The organism is Gilliamella apis, from assembly GCF_030758615.1.
GTDB lineage: Bacteria > Pseudomonadota > Gammaproteobacteria > Enterobacterales > Orbaceae > Gilliamella > Gilliamella apis_A.
In genome coordinates, this window is record NZ_CP132381.1 from 1019437 (window position 1) to 1040069 (window position 20633).

Consider the following 20633-nt stretch of genomic DNA (forward strand, 5'->3'; position numbering starts at 1 on the left):
ATGACTGCATGGAATATAGCTATTGTTGGTGCAACAGGGCAAGTAGGCTCTGCGTTGGTTGAGTTATTGCAAGAACATAGCTTACCAAAAAAAAGTTTTGAAATTGATAATCTTTACCTAGTTGGTAGTGATAACAGCGCTGGCGAAGTGGTGCGTTTTGCTGGTAAAAATTTAACGGTTATTGATAGTGAGCAGATGGATTGGAGTCAATGTCATTTTGCTTTTTTTGTTGCCGGCAGTAAAACCAGTGAAAAATATGCTCAAACAGCAGCGCAAGCAGGCTGTATCGTTATTGATGCTAGTGGTTTTTTTGCTGATCAGGATCATATTCCATTAATTGTACCGAAAGTAAATGACAGTGTACTCACCGAATATCGCAATGAAAACATTATAGCTGTTGCTAGCCCTACCGTTTCACAATTACTACGCTGTGTTGCTTCGCTAACCGATATTCAGTTATTGACTAATTTACATTTAAGTAGTTTTATTCCTTCTTCATTATATGGCAAACCAGGTGTTGACGAACTTGCTGGGCAAAGTGCTCGGTTACTAAATGGTATGCCTGTTGATAATCAACTGTTTGACAATCAACTTGCTTTTAATTTGTTACCTGTTTCTCATGAGTCTGACCACTTAAGTTTAGGTGAACACTCACAAATTAATCAAATTCGTAAAGTGATAAGCAATTATGATTTACCTATCTCTATTGAATCAGTTATTGTTCCCGTATTTTATGGATTGGCCCAAGCAGTTAATGTTTCAAGCAGTTTACCAATTGAATTAGATATGGCCCGTTTTGGTGAATTTGGCGTTGAAGTAAAAAGTGAAGATTTACCAACACCGGTAACCGAAGTAAATACTGATGCTGAAAGTAATCTGACGATCAAACTTGCTAATTTACGACACAGTTATGGTAATTATGAGCAAATCCAATTTTGGTCAGTGGCGGATAATGTCCGTTATTTAGGTGGTTTAATGTTAATCGAGACGTTAGAGATCTTAATTAATGACTACCTGTAAGATTGCCTTAGGTATTGAATATGATGGTAGCGGTTATTTTGGTTGGCAACGTCAACAACATGTTGATTCAGTACAACAAAGATTAGAATCAGCCTTGTCAGTAATCGCTAATGAACCTATCGCAGTATTTTGCGCAGGGAGAACTGATGCAGGAGTCCATGCAACAGGGCAAGTAATTCATTTTGAAACCACTGCTCAGCGTGCTGAAGGAGCATGGACAATGGGAGTCAATTCCCAACTTCCTGACAATATCGCTGTACGTTGGGCAAAAAGTGTTGATGATAGCTTTCATGCTAGATTTAGCGCAACAGCTCGCCGTTACCGATATATCATTTATAATCATCGTTATCGTCCGGCTATTTTAGCTAAAGGTGTGTCACATTATTATTTGCCATTAAATGAACAACTCATGCATCAAGCAGCACAATATTTATTAGGTGAAAATGACTTTTCATCATTTAGAGCTGCGCAATGTCAGTCACGGACTCCATGGCGTAATATTCACCATATTGAAGTTACAAGACGGGGTGAATATGTTGTTGTCGATATTAAAGCTAATGCTTTTGTTCACCATATGGTGCGTAATATTGTTGGCAGTTTGTTGGAAGTTGGTGCTGGTAACCAATCACCACAATGGATCGAAGCTTTATTAGTGGCAAAAGATCGTACCCAAGCAGCAGCAACGGCAAAACCTGAAGGATTATATTTGGTTCAGGTGGATTATCCATTAGAATATCAAATTCCTAATTGCGCTTTAGGTCCATTATTTATACAGTAAGCGAATTAGTTATAGGTTAAATTAATTTAAAAACACAAAGATGAATGCAATGAAAAATGATGAAACAAGTTCGAATAAAGAACTTAAAAATCAAGACGCAAAAAAATCAAAACTGCAAAATATAAAGTTGCCTCCTCACTCTATCGAAGCAGAACAAGCAGTGCTTGGTAGCCTAATGTTGGATAATCAACGTTGGGATGTTGTCGCAGAAATGATTACTGACCGTGATTTTTATTCTCGTCATCATCAATTGATATTTTCAGAAATGCATACCTTAGTCAGTCGTGGTACTCCGATTGATTTAATAACACTTTCCGAAAGTTTAGAAAGTAAGGATTTGCTGATCGATGTTGGTGGATTTGCGTATTTAGCTGAACTTTCTAAAAATACCCCTAGTGCGATTAATGTGGTTGCATATACCGATATTATTCGTCAACAAGCTATATTGCGTGAACTGATTAGTGCTTCAAATGAAATAGCCGATAACTGTTACTCAACTGAAGGTCGAGATAGTACGGAAATTTTAGACTTAGCTGAAAGCAAGATTTTCCAAATTGCCGAAAGTCGTACCAAGCAAGGTGAAGGGCCTAAAAATATTACCGATGTGCTTGAAGCTACGGTAGCAAAAATTGAAGAACTATTCCAACGCCCACATGATGGGGTAACTGGCGTATCGACAGGCTTCCTTGACCTAGACAAGAAAACCGCAGGTTTACAACGTTCAGATTTAATTATTATTGCGGCTCGTCCATCAATGGGTAAAACCACCTTTGCTATGAATCTTTGTGAAAATGCCGCCATGATGCAAGAAAAACCTGTTCTTATTTTTAGTCTTGAGATGCCATCAGAGCAAATTATGATGCGTATGTTAGCATCACTATCACGTGTCGACCAAACTCGAATTCGTACTGGTCAACTACAAGATGATGACTGGGCTAGAATATCGAGCACTATGGGCTTACTCCTTGAGAAGAAAAATATCTATATCGATGACTCATCAGGATTAACACCTATGGAGTTGCGTTCACGAGCACGACGAATCTATCGTGAACATAAAGGATTAAGTATGATCATGGTCGATTATTTACAGCTTATGCGTGTACCTAATATTTCTGAAAACCGAACACTTGAGATAGCTGAAATTTCACGCTCATTAAAAGCATTAGCAAAAGAATTGCAAATCCCAGTGGTTGCACTTTCTCAGCTTAACCGTAGCTTAGAGCAACGTGCCGATAAACGACCTGTTAACTCTGACTTACGTGAATCAGGATCTATTGAACAAGATGCTGACGTGATTATGTTTATCTATCGTGATGAAGTCTATAACGAAGCTTCGGAACATAAAGGTATTGCCGAAATCATTTTAGGTAAACAGCGTAATGGTCCAATAGGTAAAGTGAGATTAAAATTCCAAGGTCAATTTTCAAGATTTGATAATTATGCTGATGCTGGTAAATATTTAGATGATGAATAATAAACTCAACTAAATAACTAGTGTAAATGTGAAAAAATATAACATTTACACTAGAGCAATTAACGCTTTATCTTATGGTTAGCATAGACTCGATAAAACTGAGCAACAATAAAGATAAACGCCTGTAAAATCACAATACAAGCACTGGTAGATGCATCTAAATGAAAACTGATTAATGTGCCCGTTACTGTCGAAAAAACCGATACAATCACGGCAATTATTAACATTTTCTCAAATCGTTTGGTTAATAAAAATGCAGTGATACCAGGTGCAATTAGCATTGCAATAACCAATATAACACCCGCGGCTTTTAGTGATCCAACAATGGTTAATGCTAAAATACTTAATAAACCGTAATGCAATAATTTAACAGGCAAACCTACCACTTTGGCTTGTACGGCATCAAAGCAGTACAACATTAAATCACGGCGCTTAACAATCACTATAACCGAAACAATGCCCGCAATAGCAATAATCTGTATTAATTCTTGATAACTAGTACCTAATACGCTACCAAATAGAATATGGTTTAAATGTTGGGATGTTTCAACTTTAGAAAATAGCACCAAGCCAAAAGCAAACATTCCCGAAAAAACAATACCCATCACGGTATCTTCTTTAATTCGACTGTTTTCCTTAATATAACCGGTGGCGACAGAACAAAATAATCCTGAAGTAAACGCACCTATCATTAGGGGGATTCCAATTAAATAAGCGAGTACAATACCAGGTAATACTGCATGAGAAATAGCATCCCCCATTAATGACCAGCCTTTTAATACTAAAAAGCACGATAGCAAAGCACAAACAATCCCCGTAGCTAAGGCAGCCAGAATAGCACGTTGAACAAAAGGAATTGTTAGGGGATGATAAATAAGCTCCCATAACATAGTCATACCACTCCCCCTTTAATGCGTCTTGCTTGTCTAATTCGACGACGGTTGGAAATCAATCCTTGTCTTGGCGCAAAGAAGAAAGCAGTCAAAAAGATTAAGGTTTGTAGTGTCACAATCACGCCACCGGTTTCGCCATTTAAAAAATAACTTATCCAAGCACCAATTGCACTAGTTGATGCACCAATAACCACTGAAATAATTAATAACCTTGTAAACCTATCAGTGAGTAAGTAAGCGGTTGCGCCTGGCGTTACCACCATCGCAATGACTAATATTGCCCCCACAGTTTGCAGAGCTGCAACCGTACAAGCACTTAAAATAGTGAAAAATAGAATCTTTAATGGTAATGGTTTTAAACCAATAGAGCGTGCATGTGTTTCATCAAAAAACACCACTAACAGATCTTTCCAGAATAAGAGTAACAAAATAAACGAAACCAAAATGATGATTTGCACTTGTCTCATATCACTATCATCAATTCCCAAAATATTGCCAAAAATTATGGTTTGGGCATTAATTGAGGTTGGATTTAATGAGATGATTAAAAGGCCAATAGCAAAAAAGGTGGAAAAGATAAAACCTATAATTGCATCTTCTTTTAAACGGGTAAAAGCACGGACAATGATTATTGATAAAGCTGCCAACAAGCCAGTAAAAAACGCCCCAACCGAATAAGGGTAGCCGATCGCATAGGCACCAGCTACACCAGGTACTACAGAGTGGGAAAGAGCATCACCCATTAAAGACCAGCCTTTTAACATCAAAAACGCTGATAAAAATGCACAAGCGGCGCCAACTATACTACTTACCCAAATTGCTTTTAACATAAAGCCATAGGTAAAAGGTTCCAGAAGTAGTTCCATTTAGTTTTGCCCTTTAGGTTCAATTATCGTTGGTTCGACTAATAAATCTTGATGAGGTGAACTATCACCACCTTCACCGTAAAATACAGCAGCACGTTCATCATCAGTTAAAATTGACATCTTGCGAGGATCTTCATCCTCATGCAATTGTTCACCTGATAAGCTTAAATAACGTAATGCACCACCAAAAGTTGTCATCAAATTTTGTGGTGTAAAGGTGGTTTTGGTTTCGCCAAAAGCCAATACGGTTTGGTTAATTAACACCACTTGATCACAAAATTCAGGTACGCTACCTAAATTGTGGGTAGAAACCAAAATCAAATGGCCTTCATCACGAAGATCTTTAAGCAGATCGATAATAGCATTTTCTGTTTTAACATCGACGCCGGTAAAAGGTTCGTCTAACAACAATACCTTACCTTGCTGAGCCAAAGCTCTTGCTAAAAAAACACGTTTTTTTTGACCACCAGAAAGTTGACCAATCTGGCGATGTTTAAAATCTAACATATTGACCCGTTCTAGCGCTAAATCGACTTGTCTTTTGTCCTCTTTACTTGGTATTCGCAAAAAAGACATGTGACCATAGCGTCCCATCATCACCACATCAGAAACTAAAACCGGAAAATCCCAATCGACTTCCTCTGTTTGTGGAACATAGGCAATAATATTTTGCTTCAATGCTTGTTTTACCGAAATATTATTAAAAGTCACTTGTCCTTTAGTTGGTTTTATCATTCCCATAATGCTTTTAAATAGTGTTGATTTACCACTACCATTAACGCCAACCAGCGCACAGATTGTGCCACCATTTAAACGAAAGCTTGCATCATGAATTGCGGTGTGACCGTTATTATAAGTCACGGTAATATCATCAACATTTAAGCAAATTTGAGTCATTATTTTTCAAATCCTTTAGCGATTGTTTCAACAGTCACTTTTAATAAATCGATATAAGTTGGTACTGGGCCATCTTGAGTTGAAAGTGAATCAACATATAGCACACCACCGTATTTAGCACCGGTTTCTTTACTGACTTGTTTTGCAGGTTTATCTGAAATGGTGCTTTCACTAAATAAGACAGGGATATTATTCGCTCGAACTAAGTCAATAAGATTCTTAACTTGTTTGGGAGTACCTTGTTGTTCCGCATTAATTGGCCATAAGTAAGCTTCTTTAAGATTATAATCACGAGCTAAATAACTGAATGCCCCTTCACTGGTGACTAACCAACGTTGTGATTCTGGAATTTTAGCTAAACGCTCACGAAGTGGGGCATCTAGCGCTTTAATTTTAGCTACATAATCTGCGGCATTCTTATTATAAATTTCGGCATTTTTAGGATCATATCTAACAAAAGCGGCTCGAATATTTTCAATATAGATTAAAGCTAAGGTTGGTGACATCCAAGCATGTGGATTTGGGTTACCTTTATAACTGCCTTCTTGAATTGGCATAGGATCGATTCCTTCTGTAACTACAACTGAAGGTACATCTTTAATATCCTCAAAAAAACGTTTAAACCAAAGTTCCAAATTTAAACCATTCCAAAGCACCAAATCGGCAGAGAGAGCTTTAGTAATATCTTTTGGGGTAGGATCGTATTCATGAATTTCGGCTCCTACCTTGGTAATGGATTCAACAATTGCAGCATCACCTGCAACGTTTTGGGCAATATCTTGAATGACGGTAAATGTGGTAACCACTTTAAATTTCTTTTCATCAGCCGATGCTGAATTAGCTAAGCCAGTTAAAACTAACAATGATGTTAATATCATATTTAATAACGTTTTGCGGCTTTTAAAAAAATTAAATTTCATTAGCGAATCCTTATTAATACTACTTGCTCAAGCTAGATCGAAATACAAAAATAAGTTATAGATAAAACTAATCAGAAATGAATGAAATCCTTCTCTAGATAAATTATTAATAACAAAATCATAACATTTAAATGTTAATGAGAATTATTATCATTTAATTAATGAAAGTCAAATTATTTTTTATAACTAATTCTATTAATGTTAAATAAAGATACAAAAAAAGCGGAGATAGATACATCTATTAGATTGATAGCTAATGTAGTGTTAAACTTAATGATAATTGAAAAAATCACACGCTCAATTAATCAGCGTGTGATTGATATGATCGATTTAAATAAAGTTATGCATTAGAACGAATAGCGGTAACCACCATTAACTTGTAATAAATCGAATTTATTCCCTGGTGAGCTTTCTAAATCTAAATAAATATTATGATTTTGATTTATTTGAGCGTTTATACCAACGCCATTATTCCACCAATTGCCTTTAAATGAATGGCTCTCTTTATGGTTATTTAGTTTATAGTAAGTATCACCATCAAACTCTCTTACAATACCGGTTTTAGCATAGAGATTGATGCTATTTTTATCTGATTTATATTCATAACCAAATAGAGCTGATGCTCGGCCTAGTAATGAATTATAGTTGCCTAATTTAACATTAAGGCCATTAGAAGCATTAATCGTAGTACCATTTTGATGACTATATGATAACTGTGTTTGTGGTTCGATATAGAAATCATTAATTTTAAATTTCTGACCTAATTCCATTGATACACCAACTCCATTGGAATGTCCTGAACCTTGCACACGATTATTCGCTGTATCTCTAACTTTAAATTGATTTTTTAGACGGTCATATTTGGCAATACCATCAATATAAAAGCCACTATTATCTAAATAAGTTGCATATAGACCGGCGTTAAATGAACGCAGTGAACCATCACCTTTACGATAATTTGGATCACCATATGTTTGTCCGACAAAAGCACCAATGACAAATGGTGAATTTTCAGATAGTTGTTTATCTGCCCCAAATTGGAAACCATGATAGCGCATATCAAATTTGCTTAATTTGCCACCAGAAAATGAATCTAATTTACCGGTGAAACCACGTAACCAAACATCACCAAATTCACCACTAGTTCTCATATCACCTAAACGTTTTAAAAGGGTTTGAGTTTCAACATAACTCATCAAATAGTTAGCATTAAGAAAACTAACACTCGCCATAGCCGATGAGGTAATCGGTTGTCCTGTGAGGACATAATCTTTCCCTTCTTTATTTAAACTATATTGATAACCACCGAGTTCTACATCATGATTAGTTTTAAATTCTGCTGTATTTGTCGCATTCTCATCGATTTCAACTAGAGTTAACTTTTCATTACCAGTAGTTTTTGCAGAACCATTATTAATTAGGTTAATCGTATGGGTTCCTTCAGCTGAAACTGTTCGATTGGTATCAGATGATTTTGAGATAATAATTTTGTCGCTTTGTTGAGCGGCAATATCGGTACGTAAATTAAACGTCGAAGCTCCTTTTAAATTTTCGATAACGAGCTCACCAAAGTAGTCATCATTATCATTCTCAATATTAGTAAATATTATATTTCCTTGTCCTGATAATTCAGTTAAATAAGAATCGTAACCATCAAGTTCCCAAGAAGAGCCTTTGGCTAGATTCATTTTTATAATTCCTGTGGTATCTTGATTAGGCTCGTCAGGATCATCAGGGTCTCCAAATGCTGAAACTTCCCCGACAATTTTAGAGCCCGCAGCTAAATCTAGAATTACCTTACCACCAAACTCAGCCCATATATCGCCTTTTATAATGGATTTATTTTTGATTTCTAATAATGCACCGCTATTAATAAAAAGATTACCATTGATATAAGATTCACCATTTAATGTCACATTTGAACCAGTTCCTGATAGAAAAATAGCATCAATATCACTATCTATATGTGTTTCATCATTAAATGTTATACTACTTCCTCCCATAATAAAAATAGTCTCATCATCTTCGCTACTTTTAGATCTTAAATTTGCTTTTCCATTAACAGTCAAGTTGACATTTTTATCTAATAAAGAAATAGCATTCATTTTCTCGCCGTTCATTTCAATGTTAAGATCTCCATTAAATACAACAAATGATTCTCCTATCGGAGACCACGGTGAAAATGCGCTAATACCTGAAATATTAAACTTATCATCAAGATTGTGTAAATCATCTCTGGACATAATTATGCTAACATCTTTTTCAAAAACAGTATTACTTCCAGAAGTTATATTTATTGCCGATGTAACATTATCTCTAAAACTCTCGAAATTATGTGTTTCCGGAATATTTACTTCATCAGTAAAAGTTTGTGTACCTTGTAAATTCAAAGCGTTAACCGTTAATGGCATAACTAGGGATAATAATGTAATTAATTTTTTCTTTTTCATCTCTTTTCTCTTTCTTTTCCTTATATATTCACAAACAGCCTAACAGAATAAAATAGGTTACTCAAATTAGTAATTGTTATTATCGAATAATTATTATTAAAAACGATTTATATCAACTATTTGCTGCTCCTTGCTTATTAATGGTAAAGGTATATGATAGTGAAGTAATCAACGATATTTATACAACTTAAAAATCAGTAATTTAAAAAGGTGGATTTAAATATGAAACTGCGTAAAGTAATGGTTATTGGTGTAGGTAATGTTGGTTCAACTACCGCTTATACATTGGTCAATCGTGGCTTTTGTGAAGAAATTGCACTGGTTGATCTTAATAAGGATTTAGCTTACGGTCATGGGCAAGATCTATTAGACGCCGCAGCATATCGACAAAATATGATTAAAGTCAGTTTGCGTGAATCGACGGACTGTGCCGATATTGATATTGCAGTCATTACTGTTACCTCCGGATTAGCGCAAAAAAGCAGGGCTGAAGAACTTGTAGGTACGTCTAAAATTATGGCTAATCTTATTCCTAGTATGATGAAAAGTGACTTTAAAGGGATATTTTTAATTGCTACTAATCCGTGTGATGCGATTACTTATCAAGTGTGGAAGTTATCTGGTTTACCTCGTCATAGAGTTATTGGTACTGGTGTTTGGCTTGATACCGTGCGTTTACGACGACTATTAGGAGAACAGATGGATATTGGTCCACAAAGTATTGATGCATTTATTGTTGGCGAGCATGGTGATTCCCAATTTCCCGTTTGGTCACACTCATCGGTTTATGGTATCAATCTCAACGATTTAGAAAGTAAAAAAATCGATTTTAATGATATTGGGCTAAAAGCAAAAAACAAAGGCTTTGAAATTGCCAAATATAAGCATTGTACTGAATATGGTATAGCTAGCACTATTGCAGAGATCTGCCAACATATTTTTACCAATAGTCACCGAGCATTAGCTCTTAGTTGTGTATTAGATGGTGAGTATGGTTATAAAGATTTGGCAATAGGCGTACCGGCAATTTTAGATCAACATGGTATTAAAAAAGTTATTGAACTTAATTTTAATGACAACGAAAAAAAATTATTCACTAATAGTGTCAATATAGTGAAAGGATATATTGATCATATTAGTTTCTAATTGTTAAAAAATTTGATTATAGGGGCGTTTTCAGACTTATTATCAGCTATTGATTACGCCCAATGTTATCTCAATACAAATTATCTAATTAAGATCACAAATGAAATATTCAATATATGATTTAGATTTTTTATCGTTGTTAAGGCAATTGATGTTTTCCATTTAAAATTTCATAATCTCTATTGGATTGATCAATCGTCTTCGCTAGATCCTTAGTAGATAATCTTTATTGTTATATTCTAATATTTATTATTTCAATGGGATTAACTGAAGTTAGTGGATAATTTTGAATGGTATATTTTTCAGTTAATAATATTATTTTTATAACTATCATATAATTAAAAACCATTTACACAATTGCTACTATACAAAGTGGTTATTTGCCGATTTGATTGGAATCATTATTATGTAATATATCGTTATATATCTTAGTTATAATCTTAACTTTAATTATTACTAATTAAATCTAATTCAATAACCTTAATGAGATTGTTTTAATAAAAGGAAGTAATACATGAAAAAAGTACTTATGTCTTTAATGTCAGTGGTGTTATTAACTGGCTGTAAAGTTGAATTGGCTCCAACCGTAAATTTAAGCGACATAAATAGTGATACAGCGAAAACTATTTCATCAAAATTAATTGTAGAAGTGACAGCATGTGCTGATTATAAAGATTCTCGTAATGAATCATCTAGCTTAATCCAAGCTAAAAAGGGGATAACAGAAGTATTTGGTGATGCCAAATATATTGAATGTTATAGAGAAAAAATGGATTCAAAAGCGTTATTTGAAATTCCTATCACTGTTGGTGGTAAAGAGTTAACTGGTGATATCCAATTAGCTAATGCCGATTTTGGTGGAGGTTTGGTGGTAAAAATGTCACCAAACTTAAAAACTAAAATTGACAAAGTCAGTAAGTCAGGAATGTCTAAAATACAGCCATCAGTAACAATAAAACTTAAAAATGATACTAGCGAAAATGTCGATATTGTTGCTCATGCATCATATATAAATGGTAAGCCCATGACTGTATCGACTTACACTCTGTTATCTGGAAAAGAAAGCACATTCAAATTATCTGATGTTTCTGTGTCATCTGCATTTGATAATGGTGTATCAATTATTTATGAAGATTTAAGCAATAGAATGAAATTAGAAAAATAAGAACCTAACTAAATAAAAAAACCTCGCATGAGGTTTTTTTATTATATAAATGCTAATTAAATTAGTTTACCAAATTCATCTATTAATAAATGAAATTAATTTAAATCAATATGTAATCGCTTTTTTGAACAATGAAGACATTCAAATAAATATCCAATCATATCCCCATCTTTGGATAAATTGGCTTTAACAAAATCTGCAGAAAGTTCCTGTTGTTCTATATCTTCAATAAGCTCATCCCAAAAAGGTAATATCTCTTTTGCACCAACATAAGCTAAAAAAGCACATGGTTCATTACAATGTGATAGCCATACTTGTTGTTGCCAAGATATATAACTTGGTGTTCTATATAACACTTCATCAAGTTTATCTTTAGGTATAACTTCGACGCCAATATAATCATTGAATGAACCAGCAAATTTTTCCGCTGCTAGGCCATTAGCTATGCACCATGGGCAAATATATTCTGGTTCTTCTTCACTATAAAAATCTGCTGAATATTTAAGATGGCGTAATTGATTACAGACCGAACACTCCCCCTCTTCATGAATAAATATATCAAGTTCGTAGGCATTAGGATGATATTTAAAGGTTGGGCGACACATAATTAATTTCCCATATTAAATGACTTAGTGCATATCTCATAATAATCGAAAGATAATTATTGGCAAAAAAATGTGAGGAACGACGTTTTTTAGTCTATTTAATTGCCCAAAATTATCATTATTAATTAAAAAATTATGCTATTTATTAGGCAGAAAAAGTGCCCCTAATTTATTTTAGGGGCAGTTGAATTATTCATTGGTTAAGAATAATTTAAGTGATGGATTTTCAGTTTCATTATTAAAACCATAATCCAACTCGGTTAAATGTTTTGCAAAGGTTGTATGGCTAGCTTTATCTATTTCAAAAGCAGCTAGTACTCGGCCATAATCGGTACCGTGACTGCGATAATGGAACATTGATATATTCCAATTAGTACCTAGCGTTTGTAAAAACTTAAGCAATGCACCTTGTGATTCAGGAAACTCAAAACTGTAAACTTGTTCGTTAAGAGGTTGGCATGGTTTACCACCAATCATATAACGAACATGTAGTTTGGCCATTTCGTCATCAGTGAGATCGACAACTTGATAACCAGCTGCGCTGAGTTCTTGCATGATTTCGTCTTTTTCATTGCTTCGAGCAATTTTAACGCCAACAAAAACGCAAGCCGATTTATCGTCATGATAGCGGTAGTTGAATTCTGTGACTGCTCGTCCACCTAATAATTGGCAAAATTTTAAAAAGCTACCCTTTTGTTCAGGTATAGTTACCGCTAAGAGTACTTCACGTTTTTCACCTAATTCACAACGTTCAGATACATATCGTAGATTATGGAAGTTTAAGTTAGCGCCAGATAAAATATGGGCTAAATTTTCACTACAGATGTTATTTTGTTCGACATACTTTTTAAGACCAGCTAATGCTACTGCACCCGATGGTTCTGCAATGGCACGTACATCATCAAATAGATCTTTAACTGCCGCACAGATTTCATCGCTATCAACAGTAATGATATCGTCAATATATTGCTGACAGAGTCTAAATGTTTCATCACCAATTCGTTTAACTGCAACACCTTCAGCAAATAAACCAACCCGATCAAGATCGACTGGATGTCCTGCCACTAAAGCCGCTTTCAAGCAGGCAGCATCTTCAGGTTCAACCGCAATCACTTTGATTGATGGCATGATTTGCTTAATTAATACGGCAATACCAGCAGCGAGTCCACCACCACCGACGGGCACAAAAATGCGGTCAAGCTTGGCATTTTGTTGTAGCAGTTCCATAGCTATACTGCCTTGACCTGCGATAACTAGTGGATGATCAAAAGGTGGAATAAATATCCGATTTTGTTGCTTAGCCAGTTCCATTGCTTTGGCTTTAGCTTCGTCAAAATTGGCTCCATAGAGTAGTACTTCACCACCAAAGCCTTTTACGGCTTCGACTTTGATATCAGCCGTATTTAATGGCATGACAATTAACGATTTAATCCCTAATTTAGTTGCTGAAAATGCAACGCCTTGGGCATGATTACCGGCTGATGCGGCAACTACGCCACATTTACGTTCTTCGGGGGTTAAGCTGGCTATCATGGCTTGAGCGCCACGAATTTTGAAACTGTGGACTAATTGACGATCTTCCCGTTTAACAAAAATTTGATTTTTTAAACGAGTGGATATTTTTTCCATATGTTCCAGTGGCGTCACTTGGGCGACATCATACACGGCACTGCATAGTGTAGCTTTTAAATAATCAGCGCCGGTTAGTTTGTTAGCTTGTTGATTCACATTAACCACCTAATTTGCTTTTATCACGTACCGCACCTTTGTCTGCACTAGTTGCTAAGCTAGCATAAGCTTTTAGTGCATATGAGACATAACGGTCACGATTATGAGGAGTAAAGGCTTTATCACCACGAGCAAGTTCTGCGACACGGCGACGTTCTAATTCATCTTCTGGTACGATGAGTTCTAATGTACGATTTGGGATGTCGATATCGATAATATCGCCGTCACGAACAAGACCAATCACCCCACCATTAGCGGCTTCTGGTGAAATGTGACCAATAGATAATCCAGATGAACCACCAGAAAAACGACCATCAGTGATTAATGCACACGCTTTACCAAGCCCCATTGATTTTAAGTAACTTGTCGGATAAAGCATTTCCTGCATACCCGGCCCACCTTTTGGTCCTTCGTAGACAATTACTACCACATCGCCTGCTTCTACTTTGCCACCTAAAATTGCATCAACGGCATCTTCTTGACTTTCATAAACTTTGGCTGGACCACGGAAGACTAGGTTTTCGGCAGCAACACTGGCGGTTTTTACAATAGCGCCATCTTGGGCGACGTTACCATAAAGGGTTGCTAATCCACCATCTTGACTATAAGCATGTGCCTTATTACGAATACAGCCATTTTCACGATCATCATCTAAGCTATCCCAATAACAATCTTGAGAGAAGGCCTTGGTGGTGCGAATGCCTGCTGGACCACTGCGATACATTTTTTTAACGGCTTCGTCAGTTGTTTGCGTAATATCATATTTGGCAAAGGTTTCTTGTAAACTTAAACCAAGTACGTTATGTACGTTACGGTTTAGTAATCCTGCTTTGTCCAATTCAGACATGATAGAGACCACACCACCAGCACGGTGGACATCTTCCATATGATAAATTGCGGTACTTGGTGCAACTTTACATAAATGAGGAACTTTACGTGATAATCTGTCAATGTCTGACATGGTAAAGTCTATTTCACCTTCTTGCGCTGAGGCAAGTAAATGTAATACGGTATTTGTTGAGCCACCCATGGCGATATCAAGTGACATAGCATTTTCATAAGCAGCTTTAGTTGCAATTGATCGAGGTAAATAAGCTACATCATCATGTTCGTAATACTGTTTGGTTATTTCAACAATGCGCTTAGCCGCATTTAAGAAAAGTTGTTCACGCTGTTTGTGGGTGGCAACCAGTGAGCCATTACCCGGTAAAGAGAGACCTAATGCTTCGGTTAAACAGTTCATTGAGTTAGCAGTAAACATTCCAGAGCATGATCCACAAGTCGGGCAGGCTGATTGTTCAATAGCCTCGCTGTCGGCATCGCTAACATTTGGGTTAGCACTTTGGATCATAGCATCAACTAAGTCGAGTTTGATGATTTGATCTGACAGTTTAGTTTTACCGGCTTCCATTGGACCGCCAGAGACGAACACAGTTGGAATGTTTAAACGCAGTGATGCCATTAACATCCCTGGGTAATTTTGTCACAGTTTGAGATACAGATCATAGCATCAGCACAGTGTGCATTAACCATATATTCAACTGAATCGGCAATGAGTTCTCGAGATGGTAAGGAATAAAGCATACCACCATGGCCCATAGCGATACCATCATCAACAGCAATAGTGTTAAACTCTTTGGCAATACCACCACAAGCTTCAATTTCTTTTGCCACTAGTTGACCAATATCTTTTAAGTGGACATGGCCAGGTACGAATTGTGTGAATGAATTAACCACTGCAATGATGGGTTTACCAAAGTCTTCATTTTTTACGCCTGTTGCACGCCATAAGGCGCGGGCGCCTGCCATGTTGCGACCTTCAACTGAGGTTGCTGAACGATATTTAGGCATTTGTTGCTCCCAATTTTTCCTAATGCAAGTGACCGATTTCTATCGGTACATTTTTGAGTTCTTAATAAATAGTAAAATGATGACACCGCCGAATTAATCTTAATCGGCGGCTCTTATTAATGCTTATTTAATTAGATCTAACCAACCATATTTATCTTCAGTTTTGCCATTGAATAATCCGAAGAATGTCTGTTGGATTTGTTTAGTGATTGGGCCACAACGACCAATACCAACTTGAATACGGTCAACACTTCGTACTGGTGTGATTTCGGCTGCAGTACCGGTCATAAACACTTCGTCAGCAAGATAAAGTGATTCACGAGACAGAGTCTGTTCACGTACTTCAATGCCTAGATCACGAGCAAGGGTAATGATCGCATCACGAGTGATTCCTGGAAGTGCAGATGATGATAGTAATGGGGTAAATAATATACCGTCTTTAACGATGAATAGGTTTTCACCTGAACCTTCCGAAAGCTGACCGTTTACGTCTAATGCAATCCCTTCTTGGAAGCCATTAGCACGAGCTTCAGATCCGATAAGTAGTGATGATAAGTAGTTACCACCAGCTTTTGCTGCTGCTGGAATGGTATTTGGAGCAAAACGGTTCCATGATGATACCATTGCATCGATACCTTGTTCTAAGGCGTCTTCACCAAGGTAGGCTCCCCATGGGAATGCGGCAATCATAACATCTGTTTGATAACCTGCTGGTGGAATAACCCCCATACCAACATCGCCAATAAATGCTAATGGACGAATGTATGCGCTTTTTAAGTTGTTTTTCTTAATTACTTGACGTGTTGCTTCCATGATCTCTTCAAGTGAATAAGGAACAGGAAAACGATAAATTTTAGCTGAATTTAATAGGCGCTGCGCATGCTCTTTATGACGAAAAATTGCTGGCCCCTTGTTAGTTTCATAACAACGGACACCTTCAAATACTGAAGTACCATAATGCAGAGCATGTGACATTACGTGAATTTTCGCATCTGCCCATGGAACCATTTCGCCATTGAACCAAATATAATCAGATTTTGCTGTAGTACCCATTTTTTGTTTTCCTCTTAAATTTACTTTTGTTAAGCATGTATACTGCTTTTATTCATTTAATGGTAAGCATTATACATCACTTTTTTGTTTGTTTAACTGCTAAAAAAATTACTTTTTTTTATTTAACTTATTGTTTCACTAAGGTTTATTTTATACTTTATTCTATCTCTATAACATCTTCCAATTTGCTAATTTGGCTTTGTAATGATGATAGTGATCGTTCCGTAGTTAATGTTAGATTTAAGATAAATAAATGATTATCAATTGATTGCATTTGCATCTGTTGTATATGTCCGCCACGGTGGCGAACAACGCGTAAAATGCGTTCAAGAGAACCCAATTTATCATTGGCTTTTATAGTAAATTGATGTGTTGCTATTTGATTCATCACTTACTCCTTATTACTTTTATCTAACATATTTTCATTTGCTGCCCCTGGTGGTACTAGTGGCCATACATTTTCTAGTTCATCAATACATACATGCAGTAAGTAAGCTCCAGATGAATTAAATAGATTGTCAAGCGCTGATTCGATTTCCGACTTTTTACTGATCATTTGTCCCGGAATATCAAATGCTTTAGCTAACATTAGAAAATTAGGGTTGTCCGATAAATTGGTTTCGCTATATCTTTCATTAAAAAACAGCTCTTGCCATTGTCTCACCATACCTAAACGTTGATTATCAATTAGTACAATTTTTACTGGCAATTTTTTACGTTTTATTGTGGTTAATTCTTGTACGTTCATCATAAAAGAACCATCACCAGATACACAAATCACCATATCTTCAGGTCTGGACAGTTGTGCACCTATAGCTGCGGGTAGACCAAAGCCCATTGTTCCTAATCCACTAGAAGTAATAAAGTTTTGTGGATGATTAAAACTCATATGTTGCGCTGTCCACATTTGGTGTTGACCAACATCAGTGGTAATTACGCTGTTGACTGGCCTTCTTTCCGAAATACGTTTTAATAATGCTGGCGCATAAATTGCTTCACCTGGATGATCATAGCGAGTAGGGTGCTGCGCCTTCAATTGTTTAATTTTCTCGTGCCAATCTTTAATAGAGACAGTTTGATGAAGCATTGGTAAAACATGTTTGATATCACCTTGCAATCCTAAATGGCTTTGGCGTAATTTATTGATTTCAGACTGATCAATATCAATATGAATGACTTTAGCATGTTTAGCAAATTCATTGAGTTTGCCTGTTACTCGATCGTCAAATCTAACGCCTAAAGCAATCAATAAATCACACTCTTGTACCGCTAAATTAGCTGCTTTGGCGCCATGCATACCAATTAATCCTAAGTAATAAGGATTGTTAAGATCAGCAACACCGAGTCCTTTTAATGTCGATACACTAGGTATTTGCGTTAAGTTCATAAATTCACGCATTTCAGCAATTGCATTTGATAGTCCAACGCCACCACCAATATAAAGCATTGGTTTTTCGGCTTGGCCAATCATTTGTTTAGCAAGGGCTATCTCGTCAGATGAGATTGGATATAATTGAGCATTATCAGAAGGGGTTTTTATGGTTGTCGGTGTTAAATAGGTTTGGTAATCATGTTCGGCAAGCTGGATATCTTTTGGGATGTCAATTAATATTGGTCCCGGCCTACCCGAATTGGCTAAATTGAAGGCCTCTTGTAAGGTATTTGGCAACTGGGTGGCATCATTAATTAAATAGCTATGTTTGGTGCAAGCTAAGGATAAGCCTAAAACATCAACTTCTTGAAAGGCATCAGTACCAATTAATGTGGTTGGAACTTGTCCTGTAATGGCTATAACAGGTACTGAATCAATTAATGCATCAGCAAGGCCAGTAATAATATTGGTCGCGCCAGGGCCTGATGTTGCAATACAAACTCCAATTTTTCCGGTGGCGCGAGCATAACCAATGGCTGCCATTGCGGCACCTTGTTCATGACGACATAATACGTGTTCAATTCCACCATCATAAAGTGCATCGTATAGAGGCATAATTTGACCACCAGGATATCCAAAAACGGTGGTAATGCCTTTTTCTTTTAAGGTTCTTACTATCCACTGTGTTCCTAACATTTATTCCTCACTTGTTACTTTTGCTCATTTATTGTTAATGTCAAAATTTTTCATAAAAAAAACCCCGCTTTTTGGGGCGGGGGTTTTTGAAATATGGTAACCATATATTTAACTCAAAAGACGCCCCCGCGTTGGAATAATGACCACGCTGACAATAATGTTAATGAGGACGACGATGAGTGAAAAAATCATAATGCTTTTGTAATTCTTTTGTCATTTTCGAAAGATGTTTAATCAAAATACTCGTTTTAAAAAAAAGTGCAACAATTTTTTATGCTTTTTTCAAAAGCAGCTTTAATTAATTTGTTTATTGTTTGAAAAAAGTTTGAGGAAAGGGGTTTTTTAGACTTAAAAAAAGATTATTTTCGGTTTTAATTTGGCTTTTTATGGCTGGTTAGTGTATAAATATTAATCATTGATCTTAAAAGTAAGCTAGCTGTTTTAACCTAGTATTGTTAATTATTATTTATTACTCATTAAGAGATGTTTATATGAAAATACTTAGATTGGTTGCATTTTTGCTAGTGAGTTTTTTAGTGTTTGGTTGTAAAAAAGCAAAAGACAATACCGTGGATAACGTTAATGATGAATCACTTGTTGCGGTACAAAATGCAATGATTGAACCCATCAAGAAAGCTTTACCCATTGTGATTGATGAGTTAACGACTTTGATTGGTATCGATAAAGATAAAGATCATAACATCATTAATTACCAATATGAGGTTAAAAATACCTCTGAACATACGTTATTATTGCCAAGTACACTTGATACTATCCGTCAAACTTTGTTTAAGGCTTATTGTGAAAATAATGAAGAAATGCAACAGTTAAAAACAGCATTTCCTGATGGCGCAAACTATCATTATTTTATTGATAATAAAGAGATTGTCGTGGTTGAATTAACCCCGGTAGATTGTCATGTTAAATAATTATCTGTAATTGATAAAATGATCATTCTTCAAAGAAGGTATAAGAAATAGGCTAGCTAAGGATTAGGAATAAAGAAGATTATTTGTTTTATTGTGTTGGTTATGCTCCAATTTGGTTGTAATAATTAACCGATAGATAATAAGAAAATTGATAGACTTGTGTAAAATGTTGGAGCTGAAAAGACCGAGAAGCGATTATAACTGATCGATCAAGCTAATTATGCAAAATACAATGCGTTAAAATACAATGCGTTAAAAAATAATAAACCTTATGGTTTAGATGATGATAAAGCTGCTGCCATCAGTATAATTAAGGAAATATTGTCTATTACTATTGATGTTCATACGATCTTATTTGATGTTACAGCTGAAAATAATATTATTGTTTATCATTATAAAATTAAAGGGATAGCTAGAAAGTTTTTAATGTCGCCAAAAAATAAACAGCAAATTCGTCAGGGAATGGTTGAAAGTTATTGCAAAGAGATTCCCTAAATGAAAAGGGTGAAAAAAATATTTTAATCAAGGTGCGAAATTTATCTATTATATTGAAGGGAAAAGTGTGTTAACTATAGTCGTGATTGCTTGCTCAACTAATAAATAGCGATTATTAAGCAGGCGTTGCTAGCTTAATGTTTATTTATTTGTTACACTATTTTTGCTGTTCAATTTATAATCAGTCATGGTTTTAGCATAAGTCTATTCTGTCCTCGCTAGGCCATTCAAGGAAGTCACTGTTACTTTATTTTCAAATTTTGGTTATTAATGATTAATATTTTTACAGTGTGTT

Annotated in this window: 17 protein-coding genes and 1 pseudogene; 7 read left to right on the forward strand and 11 right to left on the reverse strand. The window is 35.7% G+C overall.

The window, feature by feature from the left end; all coding sequences use genetic code 11:
* The 3 genes from RAM17_RS04735 to dnaB are packed head-to-tail and all read left to right on the forward strand — an operon-like array spanning position 1 to position 3272.
* Positions 1-1020: an aspartate-semialdehyde dehydrogenase gene (locus RAM17_RS04735; RefSeq protein ID WP_110448316.1), complete on the forward strand. Its 1020-nt coding sequence runs from the start codon at positions 1-3 to the stop codon at positions 1018-1020.
* The gene (gene truA, locus RAM17_RS04740; RefSeq protein ID WP_110448315.1) at positions 1007-1798 is read left to right on the forward strand and encodes a tRNA pseudouridine(38-40) synthase TruA; all 792 of its coding nucleotides are present in this window, start codon (positions 1007-1009) and stop codon (positions 1796-1798) included. Before RAM17_RS04735 ends, truA begins: the two co-directional genes overlap by 14 nt.
* 49 nt (positions 1799-1847) lie before the next feature.
* Positions 1848-3272 carry a replicative DNA helicase gene (dnaB, locus tag RAM17_RS04745; protein ID WP_086321043.1) on the forward strand — a complete coding sequence of 475 codons (1425 nt, stop codon included), beginning with the start codon at positions 1848-1850 and terminating at the stop codon, positions 3270-3272.
* Between the two features lie 59 nt (positions 3273-3331).
* On the opposite strand, the gene RAM17_RS04750 is transcribed toward dnaB, so the two are convergent.
* The 5 genes from RAM17_RS04750 to RAM17_RS04770 form a co-directional block, all read right to left on the reverse strand.
* A complete protein-coding gene (locus RAM17_RS04750; protein ID WP_110448314.1) occupies positions 3332-4168 on the reverse strand; it encodes a metal ABC transporter permease in 837 nt (278 codons plus the stop codon).
* Complete coding sequence (locus RAM17_RS04755; protein WP_110448313.1) at positions 4165-5031, reverse strand: metal ABC transporter permease; 867 nt, start codon at positions 5029-5031, stop codon at positions 4165-4167. The genes RAM17_RS04750 and RAM17_RS04755 overlap by 4 nt, the downstream gene beginning before the upstream one ends.
* Entirely contained in the window at positions 5032-5928 is an 897-nt protein-coding gene (locus tag RAM17_RS04760; protein WP_110448312.1) for a manganese/iron ABC transporter ATP-binding protein, read from the reverse strand.
* A complete protein-coding gene (locus RAM17_RS04765) occupies positions 5928-6806 on the reverse strand; it encodes a metal ABC transporter substrate-binding protein (RefSeq protein ID WP_110448392.1) in 879 nt (292 codons plus the stop codon). The genes RAM17_RS04760 and RAM17_RS04765 overlap by 1 nt, the downstream gene beginning before the upstream one ends.
* A 389-nt stretch (positions 6807-7195) precedes the next feature.
* Positions 7196-9298 carry an autotransporter outer membrane beta-barrel domain-containing protein gene (locus tag RAM17_RS04770; RefSeq protein WP_110448311.1) on the reverse strand — a complete coding sequence of 701 codons (2103 nt, stop codon included), beginning with the start codon at positions 9296-9298 and terminating at the stop codon, positions 7196-7198.
* Positions 9299-9520: 222 nt separating this feature from the next.
* Between RAM17_RS04770 and RAM17_RS04775 the strand changes: the two genes are divergently transcribed.
* Together RAM17_RS04775 and RAM17_RS04780 are read left to right on the forward strand one after the other, a co-directional pair.
* Entirely contained in the window at positions 9521-10444 is a 924-nt protein-coding gene (locus RAM17_RS04775; protein WP_110448310.1) for an L-lactate dehydrogenase, read from the forward strand.
* Between the two features lie 514 nt (positions 10445-10958).
* On the forward strand, positions 10959-11609 hold the full coding sequence (locus RAM17_RS04780) for a DUF7424 family protein (RefSeq protein ID WP_110448309.1): 651 nt from the start codon (positions 10959-10961) through the stop codon (positions 11607-11609).
* Between the two features lie 95 nt (positions 11610-11704).
* On the opposite strand, the gene RAM17_RS04785 is transcribed toward RAM17_RS04780, so the two are convergent.
* The 6 genes and pseudogenes from RAM17_RS04785 to ilvG form a co-directional block, all read right to left on the reverse strand.
* Positions 11705-12214: a CbrC family protein gene (locus RAM17_RS04785; protein ID WP_110448308.1), complete on the reverse strand. Its 510-nt coding sequence runs from the start codon at positions 12212-12214 to the stop codon at positions 11705-11707.
* Positions 12215-12403: 189 nt separating this feature from the next.
* Positions 12404-13942 carry a threonine ammonia-lyase, biosynthetic gene (gene ilvA, locus RAM17_RS04790; protein WP_258334371.1) on the reverse strand — a complete coding sequence of 513 codons (1539 nt, stop codon included), beginning with the start codon at positions 13940-13942 and terminating at the stop codon, positions 12404-12406.
* Position 13943: 1 nt separating this feature from the next.
* Positions 13944-15793: pseudogene (ilvD, locus tag RAM17_RS04795) on the reverse strand (dihydroxy-acid dehydratase).
* 123 nt (positions 15794-15916) lie between these two features.
* Complete coding sequence (locus RAM17_RS04800) at positions 15917-16846, reverse strand: branched-chain amino acid transaminase (protein WP_110448305.1); 930 nt, start codon at positions 16844-16846, stop codon at positions 15917-15919.
* Positions 16847-17003: 157 nt separating this feature from the next.
* Complete coding sequence (ilvM, locus tag RAM17_RS04805; protein ID WP_110448304.1) at positions 17004-17234, reverse strand: acetolactate synthase 2 small subunit; 231 nt, start codon at positions 17232-17234, stop codon at positions 17004-17006.
* Between the two features lie 3 nt (positions 17235-17237).
* Complete coding sequence (gene ilvG / locus RAM17_RS04810; RefSeq protein WP_110448303.1) at positions 17238-18914, reverse strand: acetolactate synthase 2 catalytic subunit; 1677 nt, start codon at positions 18912-18914, stop codon at positions 17238-17240.
* A 491-nt stretch (positions 18915-19405) separates the two neighbouring features.
* Between ilvG and RAM17_RS04815 the strand changes: the two genes are divergently transcribed.
* Both RAM17_RS04815 and RAM17_RS04820 read left to right on the forward strand, forming a co-directional pair.
* Entirely contained in the window at positions 19406-19843 is a 438-nt protein-coding gene (locus RAM17_RS04815) for a hypothetical protein (RefSeq protein ID WP_110448302.1), read from the forward strand.
* Positions 19844-20164: 321 nt separating this feature from the next.
* Positions 20165-20338 (forward strand): hypothetical protein, encoded by a 174-nt coding sequence (locus RAM17_RS04820; protein ID WP_181414686.1) that lies wholly within the window; start codon positions 20165-20167, stop codon positions 20336-20338.
* Positions 20339-20633: the final 295 nt, after the last annotated feature.